Source organism: Plantibacter sp. Leaf314 (genome assembly GCF_001423185.1).
Classification (GTDB): Bacteria; Actinomycetota; Actinomycetes; order Actinomycetales; family Microbacteriaceae; genus Plantibacter.
The window spans coordinates 486,594-506,565 of record NZ_LMOB01000003.1 but is presented as its reverse complement, the minus strand read 5'-3'; the positions used below and the strand labels follow the sequence as shown (position 1 = coordinate 506,565).

General features: G+C 68.5%; 21 protein-coding genes and 1 tRNA gene. 7 read left to right on the top strand and 15 right to left on the bottom strand.

Annotation, left to right across the window (positions count from 1 at the left end; translation table 11 throughout):
* Nucleotides 1–7 precede the first annotated feature (7 nt).
* Genes ASF68_RS18360 through ASF68_RS18350 form a run of 3 tightly spaced genes read right to left on the bottom strand, consistent with a single transcriptional unit; the run spans nucleotide 8 to nucleotide 3,355 of the window.
* Nucleotides 8–1,027: a nitrilase-related carbon-nitrogen hydrolase gene (locus ASF68_RS18360; RefSeq protein WP_056014576.1), complete on the bottom strand. Its 1,020-nt coding sequence runs from the start codon at nucleotides 1,025–1,027 to the stop codon at nucleotides 8–10.
* Nucleotides 1,028–1,085: 58 nt separating this feature from the next.
* The gene (locus ASF68_RS18355; RefSeq protein WP_056014567.1) at nucleotides 1,086–1,817 is read right to left on the bottom strand and encodes an MBL fold metallo-hydrolase; all 732 of its coding nucleotides are present in this window, start codon (nucleotides 1,815–1,817) and stop codon (nucleotides 1,086–1,088) included.
* Between the two features lie 29 nt (nucleotides 1,818–1,846).
* Entirely contained in the window at nucleotides 1,847–3,355 is a 1,509-nt protein-coding gene (locus tag ASF68_RS18350) for a cytosine permease (protein WP_157580630.1), read from the bottom strand.
* On the opposite strand from ASF68_RS18350, the gene ASF68_RS18345 reads away from it, so the two are divergent.
* The 3 genes from ASF68_RS18345 to ASF68_RS18335 all read left to right on the top strand — a co-directional run bounded on the left by ASF68_RS18345 (nucleotide 3,337) and on the right by ASF68_RS18335 (nucleotide 5,600).
* Nucleotides 3,337–3,969, top strand: a complete 633-nt coding sequence (locus ASF68_RS18345; RefSeq protein ID WP_082498806.1) for a TetR/AcrR family transcriptional regulator — start codon at nucleotides 3,337–3,339, stop codon at nucleotides 3,967–3,969. The two genes, ASF68_RS18350 and ASF68_RS18345, sit on opposite strands and share 19 nt — an antisense overlap.
* A gap of 291 nt (nucleotides 3,970–4,260) precedes the next feature.
* Entirely contained in the window at nucleotides 4,261–4,449 is a 189-nt protein-coding gene (locus tag ASF68_RS18340) for a helix-turn-helix domain-containing protein (RefSeq protein WP_056014792.1), read from the top strand.
* Nucleotides 4,446–5,600, top strand: coding sequence for a site-specific integrase (locus tag ASF68_RS18335; protein WP_056014559.1), 1,155 nt, complete (start codon nucleotides 4,446–4,448; stop codon nucleotides 5,598–5,600). Before ASF68_RS18340 ends, ASF68_RS18335 begins: the two co-directional genes overlap by 4 nt.
* Nucleotides 5,601–5,788: 188 nt before the next feature.
* On the opposite strand, the gene ASF68_RS18330 is transcribed toward ASF68_RS18335, so the two are convergent.
* From ASF68_RS18330 to topA, 6 genes are all read right to left on the bottom strand, one after another.
* Nucleotides 5,789–5,864, bottom strand: a tRNA-Thr gene (locus ASF68_RS18330).
* A 35-nt stretch (nucleotides 5,865–5,899) separates the two neighbouring features.
* Nucleotides 5,900–6,541 carry a TetR/AcrR family transcriptional regulator gene (locus ASF68_RS18325; protein WP_056014557.1) on the bottom strand — a complete coding sequence of 214 codons (642 nt, stop codon included), beginning with the start codon at nucleotides 6,539–6,541 and terminating at the stop codon, nucleotides 5,900–5,902.
* 13 nt (nucleotides 6,542–6,554) lie between these two features.
* Nucleotides 6,555–8,177 (bottom strand): alpha/beta hydrolase, encoded by a 1,623-nt coding sequence (locus ASF68_RS18320; RefSeq protein ID WP_369796536.1) that lies wholly within the window; start codon nucleotides 8,175–8,177, stop codon nucleotides 6,555–6,557.
* Between the two features lie 9 nt (nucleotides 8,178–8,186).
* Nucleotides 8,187–9,320 (bottom strand): DNA polymerase III subunit delta', encoded by a 1,134-nt coding sequence (locus tag ASF68_RS18315; RefSeq protein ID WP_056014551.1) that lies wholly within the window; start codon nucleotides 9,318–9,320, stop codon nucleotides 8,187–8,189.
* Nucleotides 9,321–9,504: 184 nt separating this feature from the next.
* Nucleotides 9,505–10,140, bottom strand: coding sequence for a dTMP kinase (gene tmk / locus ASF68_RS18310; protein WP_056014548.1), 636 nt, complete (start codon nucleotides 10,138–10,140; stop codon nucleotides 9,505–9,507).
* Entirely contained in the window at nucleotides 10,137–13,019 is a 2,883-nt protein-coding gene (gene topA, locus ASF68_RS18305; protein ID WP_255353606.1) for a type I DNA topoisomerase, read from the bottom strand. Before topA ends, tmk begins: the two co-directional genes overlap by 4 nt.
* Before the next feature lie 120 nt (nucleotides 13,020–13,139).
* On the opposite strand from topA, the gene ASF68_RS18300 reads away from it, so the two are divergent.
* A complete protein-coding gene (locus tag ASF68_RS18300) occupies nucleotides 13,140–13,385 on the top strand; it encodes a hypothetical protein (RefSeq protein ID WP_056014545.1) in 246 nt (81 codons plus the stop codon).
* Nucleotides 13,386–13,404: 19 nt separating this feature from the next.
* Here the strand turns inward: ASF68_RS18300 and ASF68_RS18295 are convergent, their stop codons facing one another.
* Genes ASF68_RS18295 through ASF68_RS18285 form a run of 3 tightly spaced genes read right to left on the bottom strand, consistent with a single transcriptional unit; the run spans nucleotide 13,405 to nucleotide 14,384 of the window.
* Entirely contained in the window at nucleotides 13,405–13,818 is a 414-nt protein-coding gene (locus tag ASF68_RS18295) for an Rv3654c family TadE-like protein (protein WP_056014542.1), read from the bottom strand.
* Nucleotides 13,815–14,168: a TadE family type IV pilus minor pilin gene (locus tag ASF68_RS18290; protein WP_056014539.1), complete on the bottom strand. Its 354-nt coding sequence runs from the start codon at nucleotides 14,166–14,168 to the stop codon at nucleotides 13,815–13,817. Before ASF68_RS18290 ends, ASF68_RS18295 begins: the two co-directional genes overlap by 4 nt.
* A 3-nt stretch (nucleotides 14,169–14,171) precedes the next feature.
* Nucleotides 14,172–14,384: a DUF4244 domain-containing protein gene (locus ASF68_RS18285; RefSeq protein ID WP_082498805.1), complete on the bottom strand. Its 213-nt coding sequence runs from the start codon at nucleotides 14,382–14,384 to the stop codon at nucleotides 14,172–14,174.
* A 174-nt stretch (nucleotides 14,385–14,558) separates the two neighbouring features.
* Between ASF68_RS18285 and ASF68_RS18280 the strand changes: the two genes are divergently transcribed.
* Entirely contained in the window at nucleotides 14,559–14,909 is a 351-nt protein-coding gene (locus ASF68_RS18280) for a PadR family transcriptional regulator (RefSeq protein WP_235526874.1), read from the top strand.
* Nucleotides 14,906–15,469 carry an HAAS signaling domain-containing protein gene (locus tag ASF68_RS18275; protein WP_235526873.1) on the top strand — a complete coding sequence of 188 codons (564 nt, stop codon included), beginning with the start codon at nucleotides 14,906–14,908 and terminating at the stop codon, nucleotides 15,467–15,469. Before ASF68_RS18280 ends, ASF68_RS18275 begins: the two co-directional genes overlap by 4 nt.
* A 24-nt stretch (nucleotides 15,470–15,493) precedes the next feature.
* Here ASF68_RS18275 and ASF68_RS18270 read toward each other — a convergent pair whose 3' ends face one another.
* The 3 genes from ASF68_RS18270 to ASF68_RS18260 all read right to left on the bottom strand — a co-directional run bounded on the left by ASF68_RS18270 (nucleotide 15,494) and on the right by ASF68_RS18260 (nucleotide 18,845).
* Entirely contained in the window at nucleotides 15,494–16,561 is a 1,068-nt protein-coding gene (locus ASF68_RS18270; protein ID WP_157580627.1) for a type II secretion system F family protein, read from the bottom strand.
* On the bottom strand, nucleotides 16,558–17,592 hold the full coding sequence (locus ASF68_RS18265) for a TadA family conjugal transfer-associated ATPase (protein WP_082498824.1): 1,035 nt from the start codon (nucleotides 17,590–17,592) through the stop codon (nucleotides 16,558–16,560). The genes ASF68_RS18270 and ASF68_RS18265 overlap by 4 nt, the downstream gene beginning before the upstream one ends.
* Nucleotides 17,593–17,765: 173 nt before the next feature.
* Nucleotides 17,766–18,845 carry a LacI family DNA-binding transcriptional regulator gene (locus ASF68_RS18260; RefSeq protein ID WP_056014533.1) on the bottom strand — a complete coding sequence of 360 codons (1,080 nt, stop codon included), beginning with the start codon at nucleotides 18,843–18,845 and terminating at the stop codon, nucleotides 17,766–17,768.
* A 151-nt stretch (nucleotides 18,846–18,996) separates the two neighbouring features.
* Here ASF68_RS18260 and ASF68_RS18255 point away from each other — a divergent pair, with 151 nt between their 5' ends.
* Entirely contained in the window at nucleotides 18,997–19,944 is a 948-nt protein-coding gene (locus ASF68_RS18255) for a nucleoside hydrolase (protein WP_056014531.1), read from the top strand.
* Nucleotides 19,945–19,972 lie beyond the last annotated feature (28 nt).

Sequence of the window (19,972 nt, the reverse complement as noted above, 5' to 3'; positions counted from 1 at the left end):
GTCCAGCTCATACGGAGGCCTCTGCATTGACCGGCTCGACAAGCGCACCGTATGTGTCGGGCCGACGGGTGCGGAGGAAGGGAAACAGGTTCAGCCAGTCGTGTCGCTGCTCGAGCTCCAGGTCCGCGACGAGGACGACCTGCTCGTCCCGTCCGGCGCTCGCCAGGATACAACCGTAAGGGTCGCTGATGAATGACGAGCCGTAGAACGTGTTGCCTGCACTGCCATCAGAGCGCGTCTCCGAGCCCGTGCGGTTCGGCACGACCATGAACAGACCGTTCGCGATCCCGTTACCGACAATCACTTGCTCCCAGAGCGGTCTGGTATCGAAGTCGGGGTGATCGGGCTCGGACCCGATCGCTGTCGGATAGACGACAATATTGGCACCGCCGAGCGAGTAGGCGCGGGCGACTTCGGGGAACCACTCGTCCCAGCAGGTAGGCAGTCCGATGCGTGCCCCGTCGAGCGTGTCCAGCGTGTAGACAGGGTAGGGCGTCGTCTGACCGGTGCCATCTCCGCCGGTACCCTCACGTCCTGCGGCCGGTGCTTCGCGGAAGTACTGGTCCTCGTAGTATCCCGCGGTCACAGGGATGTGTAGCTTGCTCGTCCGGGCGACGAGTGAGCCGTCAGGTGCGACGATCACCGCGGTGTCAAAGCCTCGACCGGTGACGTCGCCGGTGGCCTCGTACAACGAGGCGTGGACGAAGACGTTGTGGTGGGCCGCGGCCGCGCGGGCGAACGTCACTGTAGAACCGTCGAACAGAGACTCCGCCGTGACGTCCGCACGGCCCATCGGAAGCTCGTCCGCCGGATAGCGGCTGAGGGTGAGCTCCGGCAGAAAGACGATGCGGGCCCCGGCTCCGGCTGCCATCCCGATAGCCGCGTCGAGGTCGGCGACGAGCTCGTCCCGGTCCGGGTTCCAGGCGTGTTGGACGACCGCGACGCGGAGCGGGAAGCGGTCGCCAGCATCGACCCGGGCGGGAGACGCGGGGACTCCGTTGGTGCTGCGGAGGGTGAAGGTGTTCATGGTGTGGTCCGTCCGAGGAACGCTCGAGGGCGGTACGAGCGCGAGGGGAGATGCGGCATCACGGTCCTCCGGCCAGGTACGCCCGCGCGATGCGGTCGAGCACGTAGCGATCGAATGATGCGCCGTGGCCTGGCCTGACGACATCGACCTCGAGCGCCGCCAGGAGCTTCATCGAGACGCGGTAGTCGTCTTGGTTTGACTCGTGGAGACCGTCTAGGAGGTAGTCGTCGTAGACCGCGTCTCCTGAGATCAGTTCGCGGTTTGCCCGGTCGACGAGTGCGAGGCTACCCGGGGTGTGTCCGGGAAGGTGGAGTACTTCGTACTGCCGGTCGCCGAGATCGATCACGTCGCCGTCCTCGACGGCGGTCACGGTGATCTCGCCGACATCATGGACGGCAGGATCCCACCCGGTGCGAGGCGAAGCTGTGACGAACATGTCGCTGGGCATCGACGGGTCTGAAGGGGCGCCGAGTTGTCGTGCGAACGTAGGGGCGTGAAGCGAGGTGACGGCTGCAGGAGTATCCCCGGGGTGCGCGCGAACGTCGTCGAATTCGGCAGCTCCACCCGCGTGGTCGAGGTGGCCGTGCGTGAGGACGACGATCGGTTCTCGCCACAGACGACCTTGAGCGTGCGATTCCGCTTCGAGTGCCTGCTTCAGCGAGCCGACACCGAGACCGGTGTCGACGATGAGGTCGCGGTCGTGACCTTGCCGCCACCAGATGTTGCCCCGGACGAATTCGTGCGCGTAGGGTTCGTCGATTTGTATCAGTCCCGGCGCGACGTCGCGCATACGGAACCAGTGGTCGACGACAGGAAGGCTCACGCGGTGGCTCCGAGCGCGTCGTGCTTGGCGGATCGGTCTTCGTGCGTCCAGAGCGTCGAGTAAATCACTGCTGCAAGAGTCGGCCCGGCGATGGAGGACAGGTCCGCGCCGTCCAGAGCCGCCGCGATCGGACCGATGTACAGGGTGGTGTTGACCATCAGCAGTGCCACGGTGGTGGCGATCAGCATGGCCGCCGTGCCCGGTAGGGACCATCCTCCGCGGAACCAGAACGGGCTGTCAGGATCGGTCCGGCTCAGCTCGAGTCCGTTGTACCGGTTCCGTCGCAGAACGATATCGATCGCGTACACGGCGAGGAGCGGGCCCATCACTGCCACCGAGATCTCGATGAGGTAGTTCAGGGTCTCGAGGAGATCAGGGGCCAGGAAGACGAGGTAGGCCGCCGCGACCACGCAGACGATTCCGACGAGCAACACAATCACCCAACGGCGCATACGAGGAGCGAAGGTCTGCACGTAGAGACCCGCGGAGTATGCGGTGAGGGCGTTGTTCGCGATGCTCCCAACGATCACTGCTGCGAGGAACACCGGGTAGAAGTATGTCGGCAGGATCGCTGCGATGGCGGTCTGGGGATCGTTCATGTCGATGCAGGTTGCTGCGACGACGCCCAGTGCTCCGAGGAGCACAGACGGGATGATGCCGCCGAGCGCCGTCCAGATGACCACGCCCCTGCTCGAGCTTCGTGTCGGGAGATACCGGGAGAAGTCGGCGCTGGTTCCCCAGGAGAGCGGTCCAGAAGCGATGATCGTCAATCCCACGAGCCATAGCGCAGTGCGCTCCCACCCACCGAGTGCGGGTGACTGGAAGCCCCAATCCGCGGCCTTGAGCACATACACTCCGGCGAGCAGGAAACACGCGCCCACGGCGCCGGAAATGTATGGACTCAGGCGTTCGATCGTCGCATGGCCGAACACGCTCAGCGTGAGGCTGAGTGCGGCCACGGCAAGCAGTAGGAAGAAGGAACCCACCGGTGTGACGTCGAGACCGAGCGCGGTGAGGAGTGCGTTCGACGCGAGCGCGGCGAAGGTGACGTTGAGGATCACGAAGAGGATCGCGATTGCGGCGCCGAGCCCGGCACCGAACAGCGTGTTGCCACGGAGCCCGAACATGGCTCGCATGATGATCACGCTCGGGGTGCCGGAGGCCGGCCCGGATACCGCAACCCATCCCACCACGAACCACCACAGGTTTCCGACGACGCAGATGACGAGCGCTTCCCACACCTGCAGTCCAAGGATGACTAAGAGCCCGCCGTAGACGATGTAGAGGTAGGTCACGTTCGCTGCCGCCCAGATTCCGAACAGGCCAAGCGGGCGTCCATGGCGCTGAGATTCCGCGATGTAGTCGATCCCGCCGACCTCGATGTGTCCCGCGGTGTCGATCCCGATGTCGCTCTTGCTCATCTCAAAGCCTCCGTCGCCTATTGAACAGCTGAACAATAAGGTGAGCGTAGTGAGACTATGGGGGCATGTCAACGAAGGATTCACGCGTACGTGTCAGGTTGTCGCCCGAACAACGGGCCACTGAGATCCTCCGCGCCGCCGTTCAGATCGCTCGCGACGAGGGGCTCGGTGCGTTGTCGGTACGGTCCGTTGCGACCGGTGCAGGCATCGCCGCAGGCCTCGTTACGCACTACTTTTCTCTGGACGAGCTCGTTGCAAAGACGTATGCGACGATCGCCTCCGAGGAGTACGCCGAGACCGCGAACGCTCTGGCGGCGCTGTCGAATCCGGTTGAGAAGCTCGACACTGTGCTCGGGGCTTCGCCGGAGGCGGAGTACGCGGCCAGCGCGTTCGTCTGGGTTGAGAGTTGGGCGGTCGCAAGACGCAACCCTCAGCTCCGCATAGAACTGCGCGAGCAATCCGAGCGATGGCATCGCCTGCTCAGTGATCTGATCGAGCAGGGAATGCGTGCGGGCGACTTCACGGTCGAGGACTCGAGCGAGGCTGCGTGGCAGCTCTTAGCGCTCATTGACGGCACGAATGCGCACGCTGCGATGCGGGAGATCGATGACCCCCTGACAGCCCACATCCTCCGTCGCTCTGCGGCGGCCATGCTTGGTCAGGCGCGTCCAGCCGAAGGTCTCGGCGATCACCACTAGCGACTGACGGACATCAACGACGTCCAGTTCGGTTGCCGCTCGATGTGATTGCAACCGCTTCGTCGATGCCCCGGTGCCGACGTCAGCCATTGCCGCCTTTCGGCGCTTGCCCGAGCCGACTCTCGAGCACCCCGCACCGCGCGCTCCGTCAGAAAAGCGGAGGCTCGCTCCTCACGGACCCAGCCGATCCGAAAGACAGCACGATCCGTCGGGGTCCGCCGCTTGCCGAGCCTCCCGACAAGAGGAGTCACGGGGCGCCCGCTCGGGCGGCCAATGACTGATCGGATCATCATGCCAATCGACAAGCTCCTGCTCACCGCCGAAGAGGCAGCAGAATCACTCGGAGTGGGACGCTCCACGGTCTATGACCTCATGAGACTCGGCCACCTATCCAGCGTCAAGATCGGACGAGCCAGACGCATCCCCGTCGCCGCACTGCGCCGCTTTGCTCGGCAGCTCGCAGGTGAAGACCAGGCGTGAGTCAGCGCGCAAACGGCGAGGGCTCGATCTACAAGCGCGACGACGGCCAGTGGACTGGCGCAGCGTACGTGCTGGCCGCAAACGGAGCGCGAAAGCGCCGCACCGTCTATGGACACACCAAAGCGCAGGTCGCCGCCAAGCTCCGCGACCTCATCACCCAGACAGACGCCGGCGTCCCAACCGCGGTCTCGGGCTGGACCGTGAAGACCTACTCCGAGCACTGGCTCACCCACATCGCACCGAGCGTGCTCCGCCCGACCACCAGGGCCAACTACGAGTGGGTTCTGCAGAAACACGTGCTCCCATCGCTAAGCACGAAGAAACTCGAACAGCTGACGCCACAACACGTCCGCGAAATGCACTCCAACATCGCGCGCACGGGCGTCTCGGCCCACACCGTGCGGCTTGCTCACGCCGTGCTCCGCAGTATCCTCGCCGAAGCAGCCCGCGAGCAGCACATCGGGCGTAACGTCGCGGCACTCGTCCGCGCTCCCAAGATCGAGCACCAGGAAGTGGAGCCGTGGACAGCGGAGGAGGCTTCCGCCTTTATGGAGTCCAGCCGCGACTCACAATTCGCCGAGCTCTACGTTCTCGCGCTGACGCTCGGACTTCGCCGGGGAGAGCTGCTCGGCCTGCGCTGGGCAGACATCAACGCCGAGCGAACACAGCTCCGCATCCGACAGACTGCTCACCGCGCCGGAACCGGTCAAGGGATCTCGATCGGACCGACGAAGACCGCGCGATCGCGGCGGACGCTGCCCCTACCGGCTCGAGCTATCGCTGCGCTCAGAACTCGAGCCGCGAACCAACTCTCGGATCAGCGCGCGGCCGGCGATGCCTGGGTCGATTCCGGGCTCGTCTTCACGACACGGACCGGTACCCCCATCGAGCCGAGCAACCTCCGCCGGAGCTTCGACAAGGAGATCGCCGCCGCGAACGTGCGCCGAATCCGGTTTCACGACATGCGTCACACCTGCGCGTCGCTCCTGCTGGCCCAAGGTGTGCAGATGCGCACGGTCATGGAAATACTCGGCCACGCCAACATGGCGATCACTTCCGACATCTACTCGCACGTCGCACCGACGACCTTGCGGAACGCCTCAGACGCGATGAATGCCGCGCTCGACTCCCCCGCTGTAGGACCGGAATGACCATGCACGTTCGCCGTTGTTCACTGCCGTTCGCGGGGTCGTTGCTACATGCGTTGCTACACGCGTTGCTACATTTTCGCGCCTAGCCGGCAGCTGTCGCCCAGTTCGGCCGGTCGGACGGGCCTGTGAGTGGGCAAGAAAATGGCCGCTGACCTGCGTTTTCCAGGGCAACGGCCGGGTGATGCTGGTGGAGCCGCCCAAGGGAATCGAACCCTTGACCTTCTCATTACGAGTGAGATGCTCTGCCGACTGAGCTAGGGCGGCGCGTGCACTGGTCGCCCGGCGCACGAGTATCCATGTTAGCGCAGCTTTTGCACGGTCGTGTACAGCTCAGCGAAAGAACGACGGATCCGCTCCGCGAGCGACCCGGGGGTCGGCGCATCGGCCCAGCAACGCCAGGCATGGCGGAGCCCCGCGAATCCCACCATCGTCATCATCCAACACCGATCGAAGAGGGCTTCCGAGTCATCCGCGAGCGCGGGCTCGTCGTTCAGCACCCGCCGCTCGACGACCTTGTACAGACCTTCTTCGAAACCGCGCATGCTCGCGATCCGCGCCCCGAGGAGGTGCGGGTGATCACGCAGCACGTCCTTGCGGAGATGGTGGATCTCGACGTCCTCGTCGGCATCGCCCACCGTCCGGGCCAACAACTCGCCGAGATCGGTGAGGACGTCGGTCGCCGGGCCCGCGGTCAGGAAGGCTTCGAGGGCGTCGCCGTCGGGGATCAACGGGATGTCGCCGATCAGCGCCTCCTCCTTCGTCCCGAAGTAGTTGAAGAAGGTCCGCGGTGAGATCTCCGCCCGCCGGCTCACCTCCTCGACCGTCACGTTCTCGAGCCCGTGCTCCCCCGCGAGCGTCAACACCGCGTGCTGGATCGCCCGACGCGTCGCGAGGCGCTTCCGCTCGCGGAGCCCGAGTTCGGCCGGCACCGTCATGGTCATCGAGGTCCCGCCATCAACTGCACATCGGGTCCTTCGACGGGACGGTGCCATCGATGAGGTACTGGTCGACCGCCTGGTTCACACAGTCGCTGCCCTTGTTGTAGCCGGTGTGCCCCTCACCCTTGTAGGTGATGAGCTGGCCCTGGTCGAGCTGCTCCGCGAGGTTCTGCGCCCAGACGTACGGCGTGGCCGGGTCGTTCGTGGTTCCGACGACGAGGATCGGAGCGGCACCCTTCGCATGGATCTCGCCACGCTCGGTCCTCGTCTGGTACGGCCAGTTCGCGCAGAACGTGTCGCCGTAGGCCATGTACTCGCCGATCACCGGAGCGGCCTGCTCGAGTTCCTTGGCCTCGTCGGCCATCTTCGTCTTGTCGTCGTCGTAGCTGTAGTCGAGGCAGTTGATCGCGTTGAAGGCCTCGGTCTGGTTGTCGGTGTACTTGCCGGTGTCGCCGCGACCGTTGTATCCGTCGGCGAACTGGAACGCGATGTCCGTGCCGCCCTGCATGACCTCGTCGAACATCCGACTCAGGTACGGCCAGGCGTCGGCCTGGTACAGCGGGTAGATGATCGCGGTGAGCAGCGTGTTGCCGCCGAGCTCACGGCCGTCGTCAGCGGGGATCGGGCTCGCGTCCACCTGGTCGAGGAGGCTCTTGATCTCCGTCATCGCGTCGTCGACCGAACCGGAGAACGGGCAGTCCGTCCCCGACATGCAGTCCTCGAGGTAGGCGCGCAGCGCGCTCTCGAAGCCCTTGGCCTGCTCCTTCACCACCTCGAAGTTCGACGTCGACGGATCGATCGCCCCGTCGAGGACGAGGCGCCCGACGTTCTTCGGGAAGAGTTCGGCGTAGGTCGCGCCGAGGAAGGTGCCGTACGAGTAGCCGAGGTAGTAGAGCTGCTTGTCGCCGACGGCCGCCCGGAGCATGTCGAGGTCCTTCGCTGCACTCTGCGTGTCGACGAACTCGAGCATCTTGCCGGTCTCCTCCGCACAGGCGTCGCCGAAGTCCTTCGCGGCCTTCTCGTTGGCGGCGATCCACTCGTCGGAGCCGCGCTCGCCCGGCGTGACGTCGTACAGGTATGCGTCCATCTCCGAATCACTCAGGCAGGTGACGGGCGTCGACTTGCCGACACCACGAGGGTCGAAGCCGACGACGTCGAAGTTCTCCTGCAGGTCCTTGTCGACCGCGAAGTCGAGGCTGTCGGCGACGAGGCTGTAGCCGGAACCGCCCGGGCCGCCGGGGTTCATGAAGAGCGAACCGATCGGCTTGCCGTTCGTCGCCTGGTGACGCACGAGTGCGAGGGACAGCTCGCCATCGGACGGGTTGTCCCAGTCGATGGGCGCCTTCGCCGTGGCGCACTCGAAGCCGTCGACGCACCCACTGGTCTTCCAGTCGAGCTGCTGCTCATAGAAGGGCTTCAGCGCCGCATCGACGTCGCTGGTCGCCGCCGACGACGACGGCGTCGGTTCGGCGGCCTTCGGGGGCAGGAACGCCGTGACGCATCCACTCAGCGTGAGGGCCGCCACCGCGAGACCGGCGACGAGCGCGACACGTGCCGTCCGCCGCGCACGGGGACCGCTGCGGCGGGATCCACCGGCCGGTCCCATCGAGGCCGACGGCTGCTGCCTGGGCGAAGTCACAGAGGCTCCCTACCGGACCGCCGACACGAGCATGGCCTCCAAGGCCAGCGCTGGGGCGACGTTCCCTTCGATTCGTGTTCGGGCGACGGAGATCGCCTCCAAGGTATCGATCGTAACCGCCGGCGTCGTCCGCCGAGCGGCATCCTCGAGTTCCGGACGCAATTCCCGGTTGATGATCGTGGCGTCGTGTCCCAGCTGGAGGAGCACGATGTCGCGATAGAGCGACAGCAGGTCGACCATGATGCGGTCGAGCCCGTCGCGGAGACTCCGTGTCGCGCGCCGCTTCTGGTCCTCCTCCATCGCCCGCACCTGCGACCGGAGGGCGGGAGGGACGGATTGGCCGGGCTCGACGCCGAGCGACCGCAGCGTGCTCTCGCGCTCGGCCTCGTCGCGCAGCGAGGTGTAGGCCTTCGCGTCGTCTCCGGCGAGTTCCAGGAGCCGCCCGGCCGTGACGACGGCCTGACCCGCACTGCGGATGTCGAGGACGGCCCGCAGGGTGGACTCACGACGTTGCCGGGCTCCGGGATCGGTCGCCAGACGGTGGGCCATCCCCACGTGGCTCTGAGCTTCACGGGCCGCGCGCTCCGCGATGTCGTGCGCCACGCCGTCGCGTCGTTCCAGCAGCTCCGCGACGTCGTCGATGGTCGGCACGCCGAGCCGGACGGAGCGCACACGGGACCGGATCGTCGGCAGGAGGTCCGCCTCGCTGGGCGCGCACAGGACCCAGATCGTGCTGCTGGGCGGCTCCTCGAGGGACTTCAGCAGCAGGTTTGAGGTGCGCTCGGTCATGCGGTCGGCGTCTTCCACGACCATGACGCGGAAACGAGCCACGGACGGTGCACGGTAGGCGTTGCGGACCAGGTCGCGGACCTCGTCGATCGTGATGATGACGCGGTCGGTGCTCAGCGCGGAGAGGTCGGGGTGGGTGCGCGCTTCGACCTGCCGACGGGTGACGTCGTCTCCCCCGGGCTCTCGGCTGAGGAGTGCCGCAGCGAACGCATAGGCCAGGGTCGACCGGCCGGAACCGGGCGGACCGGTGATGAGCCAGGCGTGGGTGAGGCCTTTGGGTTCGACCGGGTCCGACGCGGCCTGCAACAACTCGATCGCGTCGCGTTGACCCGTCAAGTCGGTCCAGGAAGCCATGGGTCAACGATACCGGGCGCCACCGACGGCGGCTGGCGGTCGTGCGGGTATCCGAGCCGACGGGCGATCACTGAGCCGCCCACCGGTCACTGAGCCGCCCACCGGTCACTGAACTTGTCGAAGTGCCGAGCTCACGCTTCCAGACACCGGGCCGCCCTTCGACAGGCTCAGGGACCGGGTCTGATCAGAGGAGTGGCGCGATCCGCTCGCGGATGTCGGCCGCGAGTTCCTCGGGCGGCAGCGCGGCGTCCACGACGAGGAACCGCTCCGGTTCCGCTGCCGCGAGGGCCAGGAACGATTCGCGCACGCGGGTGTGGAAGTCCTGCGCCTCAGCCTCCAGCCGGTCGAACCGCTTGTTGGCGTTGTCGAGCCGACCTCGGGCGACGGCGACGTCCAGGTCGAGGAGCACGGTGACGTCGGGGAGCAGGCCCTCCGCGGCCCACAGCGAGATGCCCCGGATCTGCGCCGCGTCGAGGACCCGTCCGCTGCCCTGGTAGGCGACGGAGGAGTCGAGGTAGCGGTCCTGCAACACGATCTCGCCGCGGGCGAGTGCCGGACGCACGACGGTGGCGATGTGGTGGGCACGGTCCGCGGCGTACAGCAGCGCCTCGGCACGCGGGGAGATGTCGCCGCGATGGTGCAGCACGATCTCGCGGATCTCGACCCCGAGATCGCTCCCGCCCGGTTCGCGGGTGCGGACGACGGTGCGACCCTGCTGCTCGAACCAGTCGCTCAGCAGGCTCGCCTGCGTCGACTTGCCGACACCGTCTCCGCCCTCGAGGGTGATGAACAACCCGCGGGGCCGCGCTCCCTCGCTCACGTGACGGCGTCGGCCTTCGCCGCAGCCGCCTTGTTGGCAGCACGGGTCGCGGCCGCCTTCTTCGCCGCGGCGGACCGCGCCGTCGACGTCGCCGTCGTGGCCTTCGCCGTGGTCGCCTTGGCTGTCGTGGCCTTCTTGGCGGGTGCCTTCTTGGCAGGGGCCTTCTTCGCCGGAGCCTTCTTGGTCGTCTTCGGCTTCGCCGGGCCCTTCGCGCGCTTGTCCGCCAGCAGCTGGACCGCTCGCTCGAAGTCGACGTCTTCGACCTGTTCGCCGCGCGGGATCGTCGCGTTGGTCACCCCGTCGGTGACGTAGGCGCCGAAACGGCCGTCCTTGATCTTGATCGGCTTGCCGCTCTCCGGGTCCGCTTCGAACTCCTTCAGCGCGCTCGACGCCTTCCGAGCGCCGTACTTCGGCTGAGCGAACAGCTCGACCGCGCCGGGGAGGTCGACGGTGAAGATGTCGTCCTCGGAGGTGAGCGACCGGGTGTCGGTGCCCTTCTTCAAGTAGGGACCGTATCGGCCGTTCTGCGCCAGGATCTCCTCACCGGACTCGGGGTCCGCCCCGACGACACGCGGCAGGTCGAGGAGCTTGAGTGCGGTCTCGAGGTCGATCGTCGCGAGGTCCATCGACTTGAAGAGCGACGCCGTGCGGGGCTTCTCCGCCGCTGCCTTCTTCTTGGCAGGAGCCTTCTTCTTCGCGCCGGCTGCAGGCTCGGTGACCTCGCCGGTCGCCGTGTCCACGGAGAGTTCCGCCTCGGGCTCCGGGTCGAGTTCCGTGATGTATGGGCCGAACCGGCCGTCCTTCGCGACGATCTCCTTGCCGGTGGCCGGATTCAGGCCGATGACGCGATCGCCCACGACGGGCGCGTCGATGAGTTCGTGCGCCTTCTCCGGCGTCAGCTCGTCCGGCGCGAGATCCTCGGGCAGGTTGACCCGACGCGGCGTCGGGCCTTCCTCGCCCTCGGCGGGCGGCGGGCCGTCCGGTGTCACCTCGAGGTACGGGCCGTACTTGCCGATCCGCAGCGTGACCCCGTCGTCGATGACGATCGAGTTGATCCGACGAGCGTCGATGTCGCCGAGGTTGTCGATCACCTGGCGGAGGCCACGGCCGGCGTCGTCTCCGAAGTAGAAGCCCTTGAGCCAGTCGACACGATCGACCGTTCCTCCGGCGATGCGGTCGAGGTCGTTCTCCATCTCAGCCGTGAAGTCGTACTCGACGAGTTCCTCGAAGTACTCCTCCAACAGTCGGACGACGCTGAACGCCACCCAGCTCGGGATGAGCGCCTGGCCGCGCTGCGTCACATAACCACGGTCGATGATCGTGGAGATGATCGACGCGAACGTCGAGGGGCGGCCGATGCCGAGCTCCTCGAGGCGCTTCACGAGGCTGGCCTCCGTGTACCGCGGGGGCGGCGAGGTCTCGTGCCCCTTCGCCTCCGGGTCGGCGACACCGAGCTGCTGCCCCTCGGTCAGCGGCGGCAGTTTCGCCTCGGCGGCGTCCTCCTGGGAGTTGCGGTCCTCGTCCTGACCCTCTTCGTACGCGGCGAGGAAGCCACGGAAGGTGATGACGGTACCCGATGCGGTGAACTCGGCGCGGCCGACCTCGGTCGCGGCCTCGAGCGTGATCGTCGCGGTCGAGCCCTTGGCGTCGGCCATCTGGCTGGCGACGGTGCGCTTCCAGATGAGGTCGTAGAGCTTGAAGTCGTTGCCGCGGAGCGTCGAGGAGAGCGACGACGGGGTGCGGAAGGTGTCTCCGGACGGCCGGATCGCCTCGTGCGCCTCCTGCGCGTTCTTGCTCTTGCCGCTGTAGAGGCGCGGCTTGTCCGGCACCGTCTCGGCTCCGTAGAGGGACGCCGCCTGCTTGCGCGCCGCATCGATCGCCTGCTTGCTCAGCGACGGCGAGTCGGTACGCATATAGGTGATGTAGCCGTTCTCGTAGAGCGACTGCGCGACGCTCATCGTCTGGCGGGCGGAGAACCGGAGCTTCCGGCCCGCCTCCTGCTGCAACGTCGAGGTGGTGAACGGCGCTGCCGGTCGACGCGAGTACGGCTTCGACTCGACCGAGAGGACGGTCGCCTTCGACTGCTCGAGTGCTGCGGCGAGCGCCGTGGCGCGCTGTTCGTCGAGCGGGACGGCGCTGCCCTTGAGCTGGCCGAGGTCGTCGAAGTCGCGGCCGGTGGCGACGCGGTCGCCGTCGAGGCGGACGAGGCGGGCGGTGAAGGGTGCACCGGTGGCGTCTTCACCCGGGAGGAAGCGGGCGATGACGTCCCAGTAGGAGGCGGCGCGGAACGCGAGGCGCTCACGCTCGCGGTCGACGACGAGTCGGGTCGCGGCGGACTGCACGCGTCCCGCGCTCAGTCCGGGACCGACCTTGCGCCAGAGCACCGGGGAGATCTCGTACCCGTAGAGGCGGTCGAGGATGCGGCGGGTCTCCTGGGCGTCGACGAGGTCGGTGTCGAGGGGTCGCGTCTTGTCCTTGGCGGCGAGGATGGCGTCCTTGGTGATCTCGTGGAACACCATGCGGCTGACCGGGACCTTGGGCTGCAGGACCTGCAGGAGGTGCCAGGCGATCGCCTCGCCTTCGCGGTCCTCATCAGTCGCGAGGAGGAGTTCGTCGGCGTTTTTGAGGGCGCGTTTGAGGTCCGCGACGGTCTTCTTCTTCGCGTCCGAGACGACGTAGTACGGCTCGAAGCCGTTGTCGACGTCGACCGAGAACTTGCCGAGGGAGCCCTTCTTGAGCTCGGCGGGAAGGTTCTTCGGCTCGATGAGGTCGCGGATGTGCCCGACCGAGGACAACACCTCGTAATCGTCACCGAGGTATCCGGCGATCGACTTCATCTTGGTCGGTGACTCTACGATCACGAGTTTCTTGCCTGCCACGAGGCTCCTTCCATCAGCGACACCATACACACGTGCACGGCAGGCTTGTCCAATCGGGAGGCGGGCCACTCGGGTGTCCATCCCCTTGCGTTCTGCGGCGTTGGGAGCAGAATGTGTCCCATGAGTACCCAGACGAACTACACCGTGAAGTTGACCGACGGTCCGCTGGAGGGCAAGACGATCAGCGCCCCGCTCACCGATCAGGGATCGCCGAAGCCCACCGTCGACGTGCCGAGTGGCACGGCCGGCAAGGTCTACCGGTACGCCCGGACGACCGGTGAGGAGTACGACGACTCGGGAGCGCCGAGTGCCGTCGACTACCGCTTCCTGGAGGCGGTCTTCACGACCGGATCCGACCAGCCCTGACCTGTCGCACCGGTACCTCTTAATACGGTGCGTTTCCGGGTGCGCCGTTCGGCCGCCCTGCGGCGTCCGGCGGCGGGCCCGCCCTCGCCGCGACCGTGACGGTGCCGAGCGGGGTCTCGACGATGGCGTCGACGACGACCGTCTCCCCCTCGATGGTGCAGGCCCCGAGCGTGGCCTGGTTGCGGGATGCGACCACGCGCGCGGTGTCGCACGGGAAGCCCGCGACGCGTCCGGAGAGGGTGTCCGCGGCGGCCAACGCGGCTGCGTCCGCCGCGTTGGCCGCCCGCTGATGCCCGGCGAGCAGTGTCGCCACGGGGAGGGTGGCGAGGAGGAGCGCGACGAGCGCGCCCATGACACCCACCGCCAGCACCGAGCCTGCGCCCGCCTCGTCGCGCAACCGTGCCAAGCCGAGCCTGCCGTGGCGGTGCTTCATCGTCCGCCGGCCAAGGCGCAGGAGGACACCGAGATCGGGATGAGCGCCGCGAGGCCTGAACCACCTGCGGCGGCGACCTGCACGCAGACGAGGTCGCCCTCCGAGCTGCTGTCGGTGGTCGCCCCCGGCAACATCTGCGAGACCCGGCCCGCCGCCGTCCCACCGTCCTCGCCGCGTCCCAGGCTGCGGGCCGCGTCGGCAGCGGCATCGGTCGCGCGGAGCTGGGTCAGGCCCACCTGGATGGCGGAGAGCCCCATCGCCAACACCAGGACGGCTGCTGGGACCACGACGGCGAACTCCGCCGTGACGGAGCCGTCCTCGGAGCGGAGCGCACGGCGACATCGACGCACCGTTCAACCGTTCGCCGTGAGCGCGCGACGGATGAGGTCGGTGAGGATGCCCCGCACCTCATCGCCCCGGAGGATGGCGACGAGGAGTCCCGCGAACCCGACGGCCGCCATGGTCGCCACGGCGTACTCCGCCGTCGCCGACCCTCGCTCGTCCCGCAGGAGGCGTCGCGCCTCGCACACGATGTCCTGCTCGACCCGGCTTGCGATCCTGATCATGATGTTCCTTCCCTGCACCGGAGTGCTGTGTCCGTGGCACGAACACCTCCATGGTCTCCGGCCGCGGCGGCTGTCGGATCGACAACGGGCTCGGGACCGACGCGTGCTGTGGCAAGACGCGTTGTGGAGCGGCTTCCATTGCGAAGCAGCGCTATTCATGGTTGAGTATTAGTCGTGGATGAACAGCTGGCGGGACGCGATTCGCAACTCCTCCGAGGGGTGTTGCCGATGCTGATCCTGTCGACCGTGCAGCGCGGCGAGACGTACGGGTACGAACTCGTGGAGCAATTGCGCGCTCTCGGCCTGACGGACCTCGCCACCGGCGTCGTGTACCCGGTCCTTAGCCGGTTCGAGCGTGACGGCCTGGTGACCGGACGCCGGGTCGCGTCACCTGGCGGACCGGCACGGAAGTACTACGCGATCACCGAACGAGGAGAGGCGGCGAGGCTCGACGCCATCGCACGCTGGAGGGCGATGACCGACATCGCCGAGCGAGGACTGGACCCAGAGGGAGCCCGACCATGACCGATCGCAAGACCACCCCGACGGACGAGCGATCCGCCGAACCCACTCCGCACCGCCCGGGTGCCGCGGACCGATGGCGTCGCGATGCCTACCTGCAGCGCGTGGACTGGCACCTCGAGGCCGTCGTGCCCGGACGCGAACGCCGGTCGATCGTCCGATCGCTCCGCGAGGACCTCACAGCCGAGCGGAGGCCGATGGCCGCAGCCCTCGCCGACCTCGGCTCACCCCGAGCACTCGCCGCCCGATACGCGGAAGACCCGACACGGCTCCGGCCCGTGTGGTCGATCGGGGTCATCTGGGGTGGCGTCGCGATCCTCGCCTACTGGTGCGCCTTCGCCCTGTTCACGCTCGGGATGCTCTCGGTCGTCGAGCAGTCGACGCTCACCGAGACACACGCACGGTTCTTCTTCGTCGACGTCCTCGCGTTCGCCGGTCCGGACGGGATCGGCGTGGGATGGAGCGGCGACCTGGCCTGGCTCCTCGTGCCGGCGGTGATACTCGCAGTCGGTGTCCTGCTCGGTGCCCGATGCTGGCGCGCTCTGCCGCGCCCGAGACACTAGAGCCACACCGGCGACCACCGGGGCTCAGAACCCCAGTGCGGTGGAGGTCAGGACGCTCAGGAGCAGCGGGGCCACACCCACGAGCAGGAAAGCGGGCAGCACGCAGACGCCGAGCGGGATCATCAGGCGCGTCGCGAGGACCGCAGCGGCGCGCTCGCCGTCGGAACGAGCCTGATCGCGTTGCTGCTGCGCCTCGCTCCGGAGCAGTTCGCCTGCCGGGACACCCGCCCGGGCCGACAGGGCGAGCACCCCGGCGATCGCCTGCTCGTCGTAGGGCACGTGGAACCGTGTGCAGGCCTCCTCGACGATCGCCCGGGCCGCCGGAGCGGCGCCCCCACCCGCCATCGCGACCGCGACGAGGTCGAGTGACAGCCCGGGGGCCGGATCCCGCTGGGCTGCCCGCGCGCTCAGCGACGCACTCCACCGTGCACCGAGCACGAGGAACCCCACGCCGACGACCAAGCAGCCGAGACCGGGTCCTGTCGCGAAGAGCGTCCGGAGGGTGTCGAAGCCGAGTGCCATCCCGAGGAGGACGGCCACGACCGGCAACCACAGCACGAGCCGCGCGGTGGCCGCAGGGCCGGCGAGCGCCGTGCCCACGTCCCGGGCGATCCGATCCAGCTCCCGCAACGACCCGGCCAGGTCTCGGAGGCAGACCCCGAGCGGCGCGCCGCTGATCGAGGCGACCTGCCAAGCGGCAGCGAGCCCCGCCCAGGCCGTGCGAGCGCCCGTGCTCGACTCTTGCTCGGCGATGGCGGCGATGGCCTGCGGCATGTCCCCGCCTCGGACCGCGGCGTCGGCCACGGCGGCGAGCGCCTCCGCATCCGAGCGCGCCTGTGGCTCCGGGTCTACCACTCCGACGTCCGACGCGTCGTCACGGCCAGGCTCGACGGCACCGGCTCCTGTGACACCACCCTGCGGCTCCGCAGCCGCGGCGAGATGCGTCCAGGCACTGGCGGGTGCCACACCGGCGCCGAGCAGCACGGCCAGACGGCGCGTGGTGCGGGCGACCCGCGCGGGACCGTCGTCCTCCGGCGGGGTCGCGCCAGGGAACGCCGCGAGCACGGGGCGAAGCCATCGAGGGGTGATCACGGCAACTCCTCGACCGCGAGACGATCCCGTTCGTCGAGCACGAGCCGTCCGACGGCGACCACCTGACTCCCGGCCGGAAGCCGAGCGAGATGGACGATGAGCCCGATGGCGCTCGTCGCCTGACGCGCGACGGCCTCCTGGCTCATGCCGGCGAGCGCACCGAGCGCTTCGAGCCTGGCGGGGACGTCCGTGAGCGAGTTCGCGTGGAGCGTGCCGGCGCCGCCGTCGTGGCCGGTGTTGAGCGCCGAGAGCAACTCCCGCACCTCCGGACCTCGACATTCGCCGAGGACGAGGCGGTCGGGCCGCATGCGGAGCGCCTCGCGTAGGAGGCGCTCGAGGTCGATACCGCCTGCGCCCTCGAGGTTCGCCTGGCGGGACTGGAGTGCGACGACGTGCGGGTGGAGGATCCGGAGCTCGGCGACGTCCTCGATGACGACGAGCCGTTCAGCCGGTGGCGCGAGCCCGAGCAGGGCACCCAGCAGGGTCGTCTTGCCGGATCCCCCGGCGCCGGTGACGAGGATGTTCACGCGCGTGGCCACGGCCTCACGCAGGAGTTCGGCGACGGTGGACGGGAACATGCCGACGGACTGCAGGGCTTCGAATCCCAGCGCCTCATCGCGAGGCACCCGGATGGACAGCAGGGTGCCCCTCGTGGAGACCGGCGGCAGCACCACGTGGACACGGATGCCGTCCTGCAGCCGGACGTCGACGCACGGGGTCGCCTCGTCGACGTGCCGTCCGCCGCGCGCCACGAGGCGGATGGCCAGCGCACGGATGGTCGCCTCGTCGGACGTCCATCCGGCTTCGCGGACGAGGCCGGCGCCGTGGTCGAGCCAGAGGCCGGACGTCCCGTTCACGAAGAGGTCGGTCACCCCCGGGTCGGCGAGGTAGGGCGCGAGGGCGCCGAAATCGGCGAGCGCCGTGACCCCGCGGGACTCGTCCGCGCGGGTGGCTTCGGCCTCGTCGGCCGCCCCCGGTGGGTCGGGTGGGGCGGTGTCGGGCGGCACGGAGACGACGAAACGTTCGGACATGCGGCGAGCGTAGGCGCGGTCCGGTCGGTGCTCGCGGTCGGACGAGGCGACCGGCGACGGTGACACGGGTGGGGACGATTGTGGAGCGGTGTCGCACCGCATCGAGTGACGCGATGCCGGCTTCGCGCGGGGCGGACGGACGATCGACCGGCTCCGCGACGCGACGGCCCGGCTCAGCGTCCGATCGTCGACGCCCGCACGACGAGGTCCGCGGCGATCACGGGCGCCGGTGCCGCCGTCCGGCCCTCGATCTGGGCGAGGAGTTGCTCGGCCCCGGCACGACCGAGCGCCTCACCGGGCAACCGCACACTCGTGAGCGGCGGATCGCTGACGACGGACGAGGCGAGGTCGTCGAACCCGACCACGGCGAGTTCGCCGGGCACCGGCATACCCATCGCCCGCGCCGACTGCAGCACCCCGTAGGCATGCGTGTCGGTGGCGCAGACGAGCGCCGTCACCCCGGCGTCGCGCCACCGCGGCCAGCTGTCGACGAACGCCTCCGCCGCCGCGGCCAGGTCGATGATGCTCTCCGCCCGGTCGTCGGCATGCACCCGCATCCCGCGGAGCGCGGCCTCCCGCTCGAGGAGCAGCCTTCGGAGGCGGAAGGTGTCGGTCGCCGTCCGCCCACCGAGGTAGCCGAGCTGGCGGTGCCCGAGCACATGCAGGTGGTCGAGGAGCGCGCGCACCCCGCCGAGGAGGTCGAAGTCGACCGAGACGGCGCGGCGGTCCGGCGACGGAGCACCCGAAGCCGCCTCGACCGTCGAAGCGGAAAGCCGAGGCGCGTCGAGGAGGACGAGTGGAGTGTCGAGCCGCAACTCGTCGAGGAAGGCCTCACTCGGAGCGTCGACCACGACCCCGGCCGGCCGGAGCGCGGCCAGCCGTCCGAGTGCTGCGGCGGTGGGGACGTCGCCCTCCCCCGTCACCGAGACGAGGAGCTGGTAGGTGTCGCCGAGCCCCTCACGGAGCCCGCGGATGACCGCGCCGAAGTACGGGTTCGAGGCATCCGGGGTGACGAAGACGACGAGGTTGCTCGATCCGCTGGCAAGCGCCCGGGCAGCGTGGTCGGCGACGTACCCGAGCTCCGCGATCGCCCGACGGACCCGCTCGGCGTTCCGCGCCGAGACATGGCCGGCGTCCTTGCCGTTGGCGACGAGCGACACGGTCGCGACCGACGTCCCTGCACGCTCCGCGACCATCGCGGCGGTCACCCGACGGGCGCCGCGCGGGCTGGGATCGTTCGACGCGTCAGTCACCCGTCGATCGTATCGGGCGCCGGAGCCTCGGGGCCGATGGCCCGGATTGGCGAACCTAAAGCGCTTGACGTAAGCTGCTCGCGGCGCACCTGAAGCGCTTTACGTTCGTCGCGGCTCGCACCGCGCCGGCACCCCAACGATGTGGAGAACCATGCCCCGCAAGATCATCCTCGACTGCGACCCCGGCCACGACGACGCGATCGCCATCCTCCTGGCGCACGGCAACCCGGAGATCGAGCTCCTCGCCGTCACCACCGTCGTCGGCAACCAGACGCTCCCGAAGGTCACCAGGAACGCCCTCGCCGTCGCCCGCATCGCCGGGATCACCGACGTGCCCTTCGCAGCCGGCGCCGACCGCCCCCTCGTGCGTCCGCTCGAGAACGCACCGGACATCCACGGCGAGTCGGGCATGGACGGCCCCGTCCTCCCCGACCCCGCGATCGAGCTCGACCAGCGGCACGCCGTCGACCTCATCATCGACCTCGTGATGTCGCACGAGCCCGGCGAGATCACCCTCGTACCGACCGGCGGCCTGACGAACATCGCCCTCGCCGCCCGCAAGGAGCCGCGGATCGTGGACCGCGTGAAGGAGGTCGTCCTCATGGGCGGCGGGTATCACGTCGGCAACTGGTCGGCGGTCGCCGAGTTCAACATCAAGATCGACCCGGAAGCCGCACACATCGTCTTCAACGAGGCCTGGCCCGTCGTGATGGTCGGTCTCGATCTGACACACCAGGCCCTCGCGACGCCCGAGGTCGTCGAGCGCATCGCCGCTGTCGGCACCGGCCCGGCGCGGTTCGTCGTCGAGCTGCTCGAATTCTTCGGCACCACCTACAAGGACGCGCAGGGCTTCGACAGTCCGCCCGTGCACGACCCGTGCGCCGTCGCCTACGTGATCGACCCGACGATCGTGCGCACCGTCAAGGTCCCGATCGACATCGAGCTCACCGGCACGCTCACGCTCGGCATGACGGTCGCCGACTTCCGCCACCCCGCCCCGGACGACTGCAGCACCTGGGCCGCGACGGATCTCGACCACGCCCGCTTCTGGGGACTCGTCACCGAAGCGCTCGAGGACATCGGGCAGGTCGAGCTGTGAGCGCCGCGTCCGGCACCACCGGCACGAC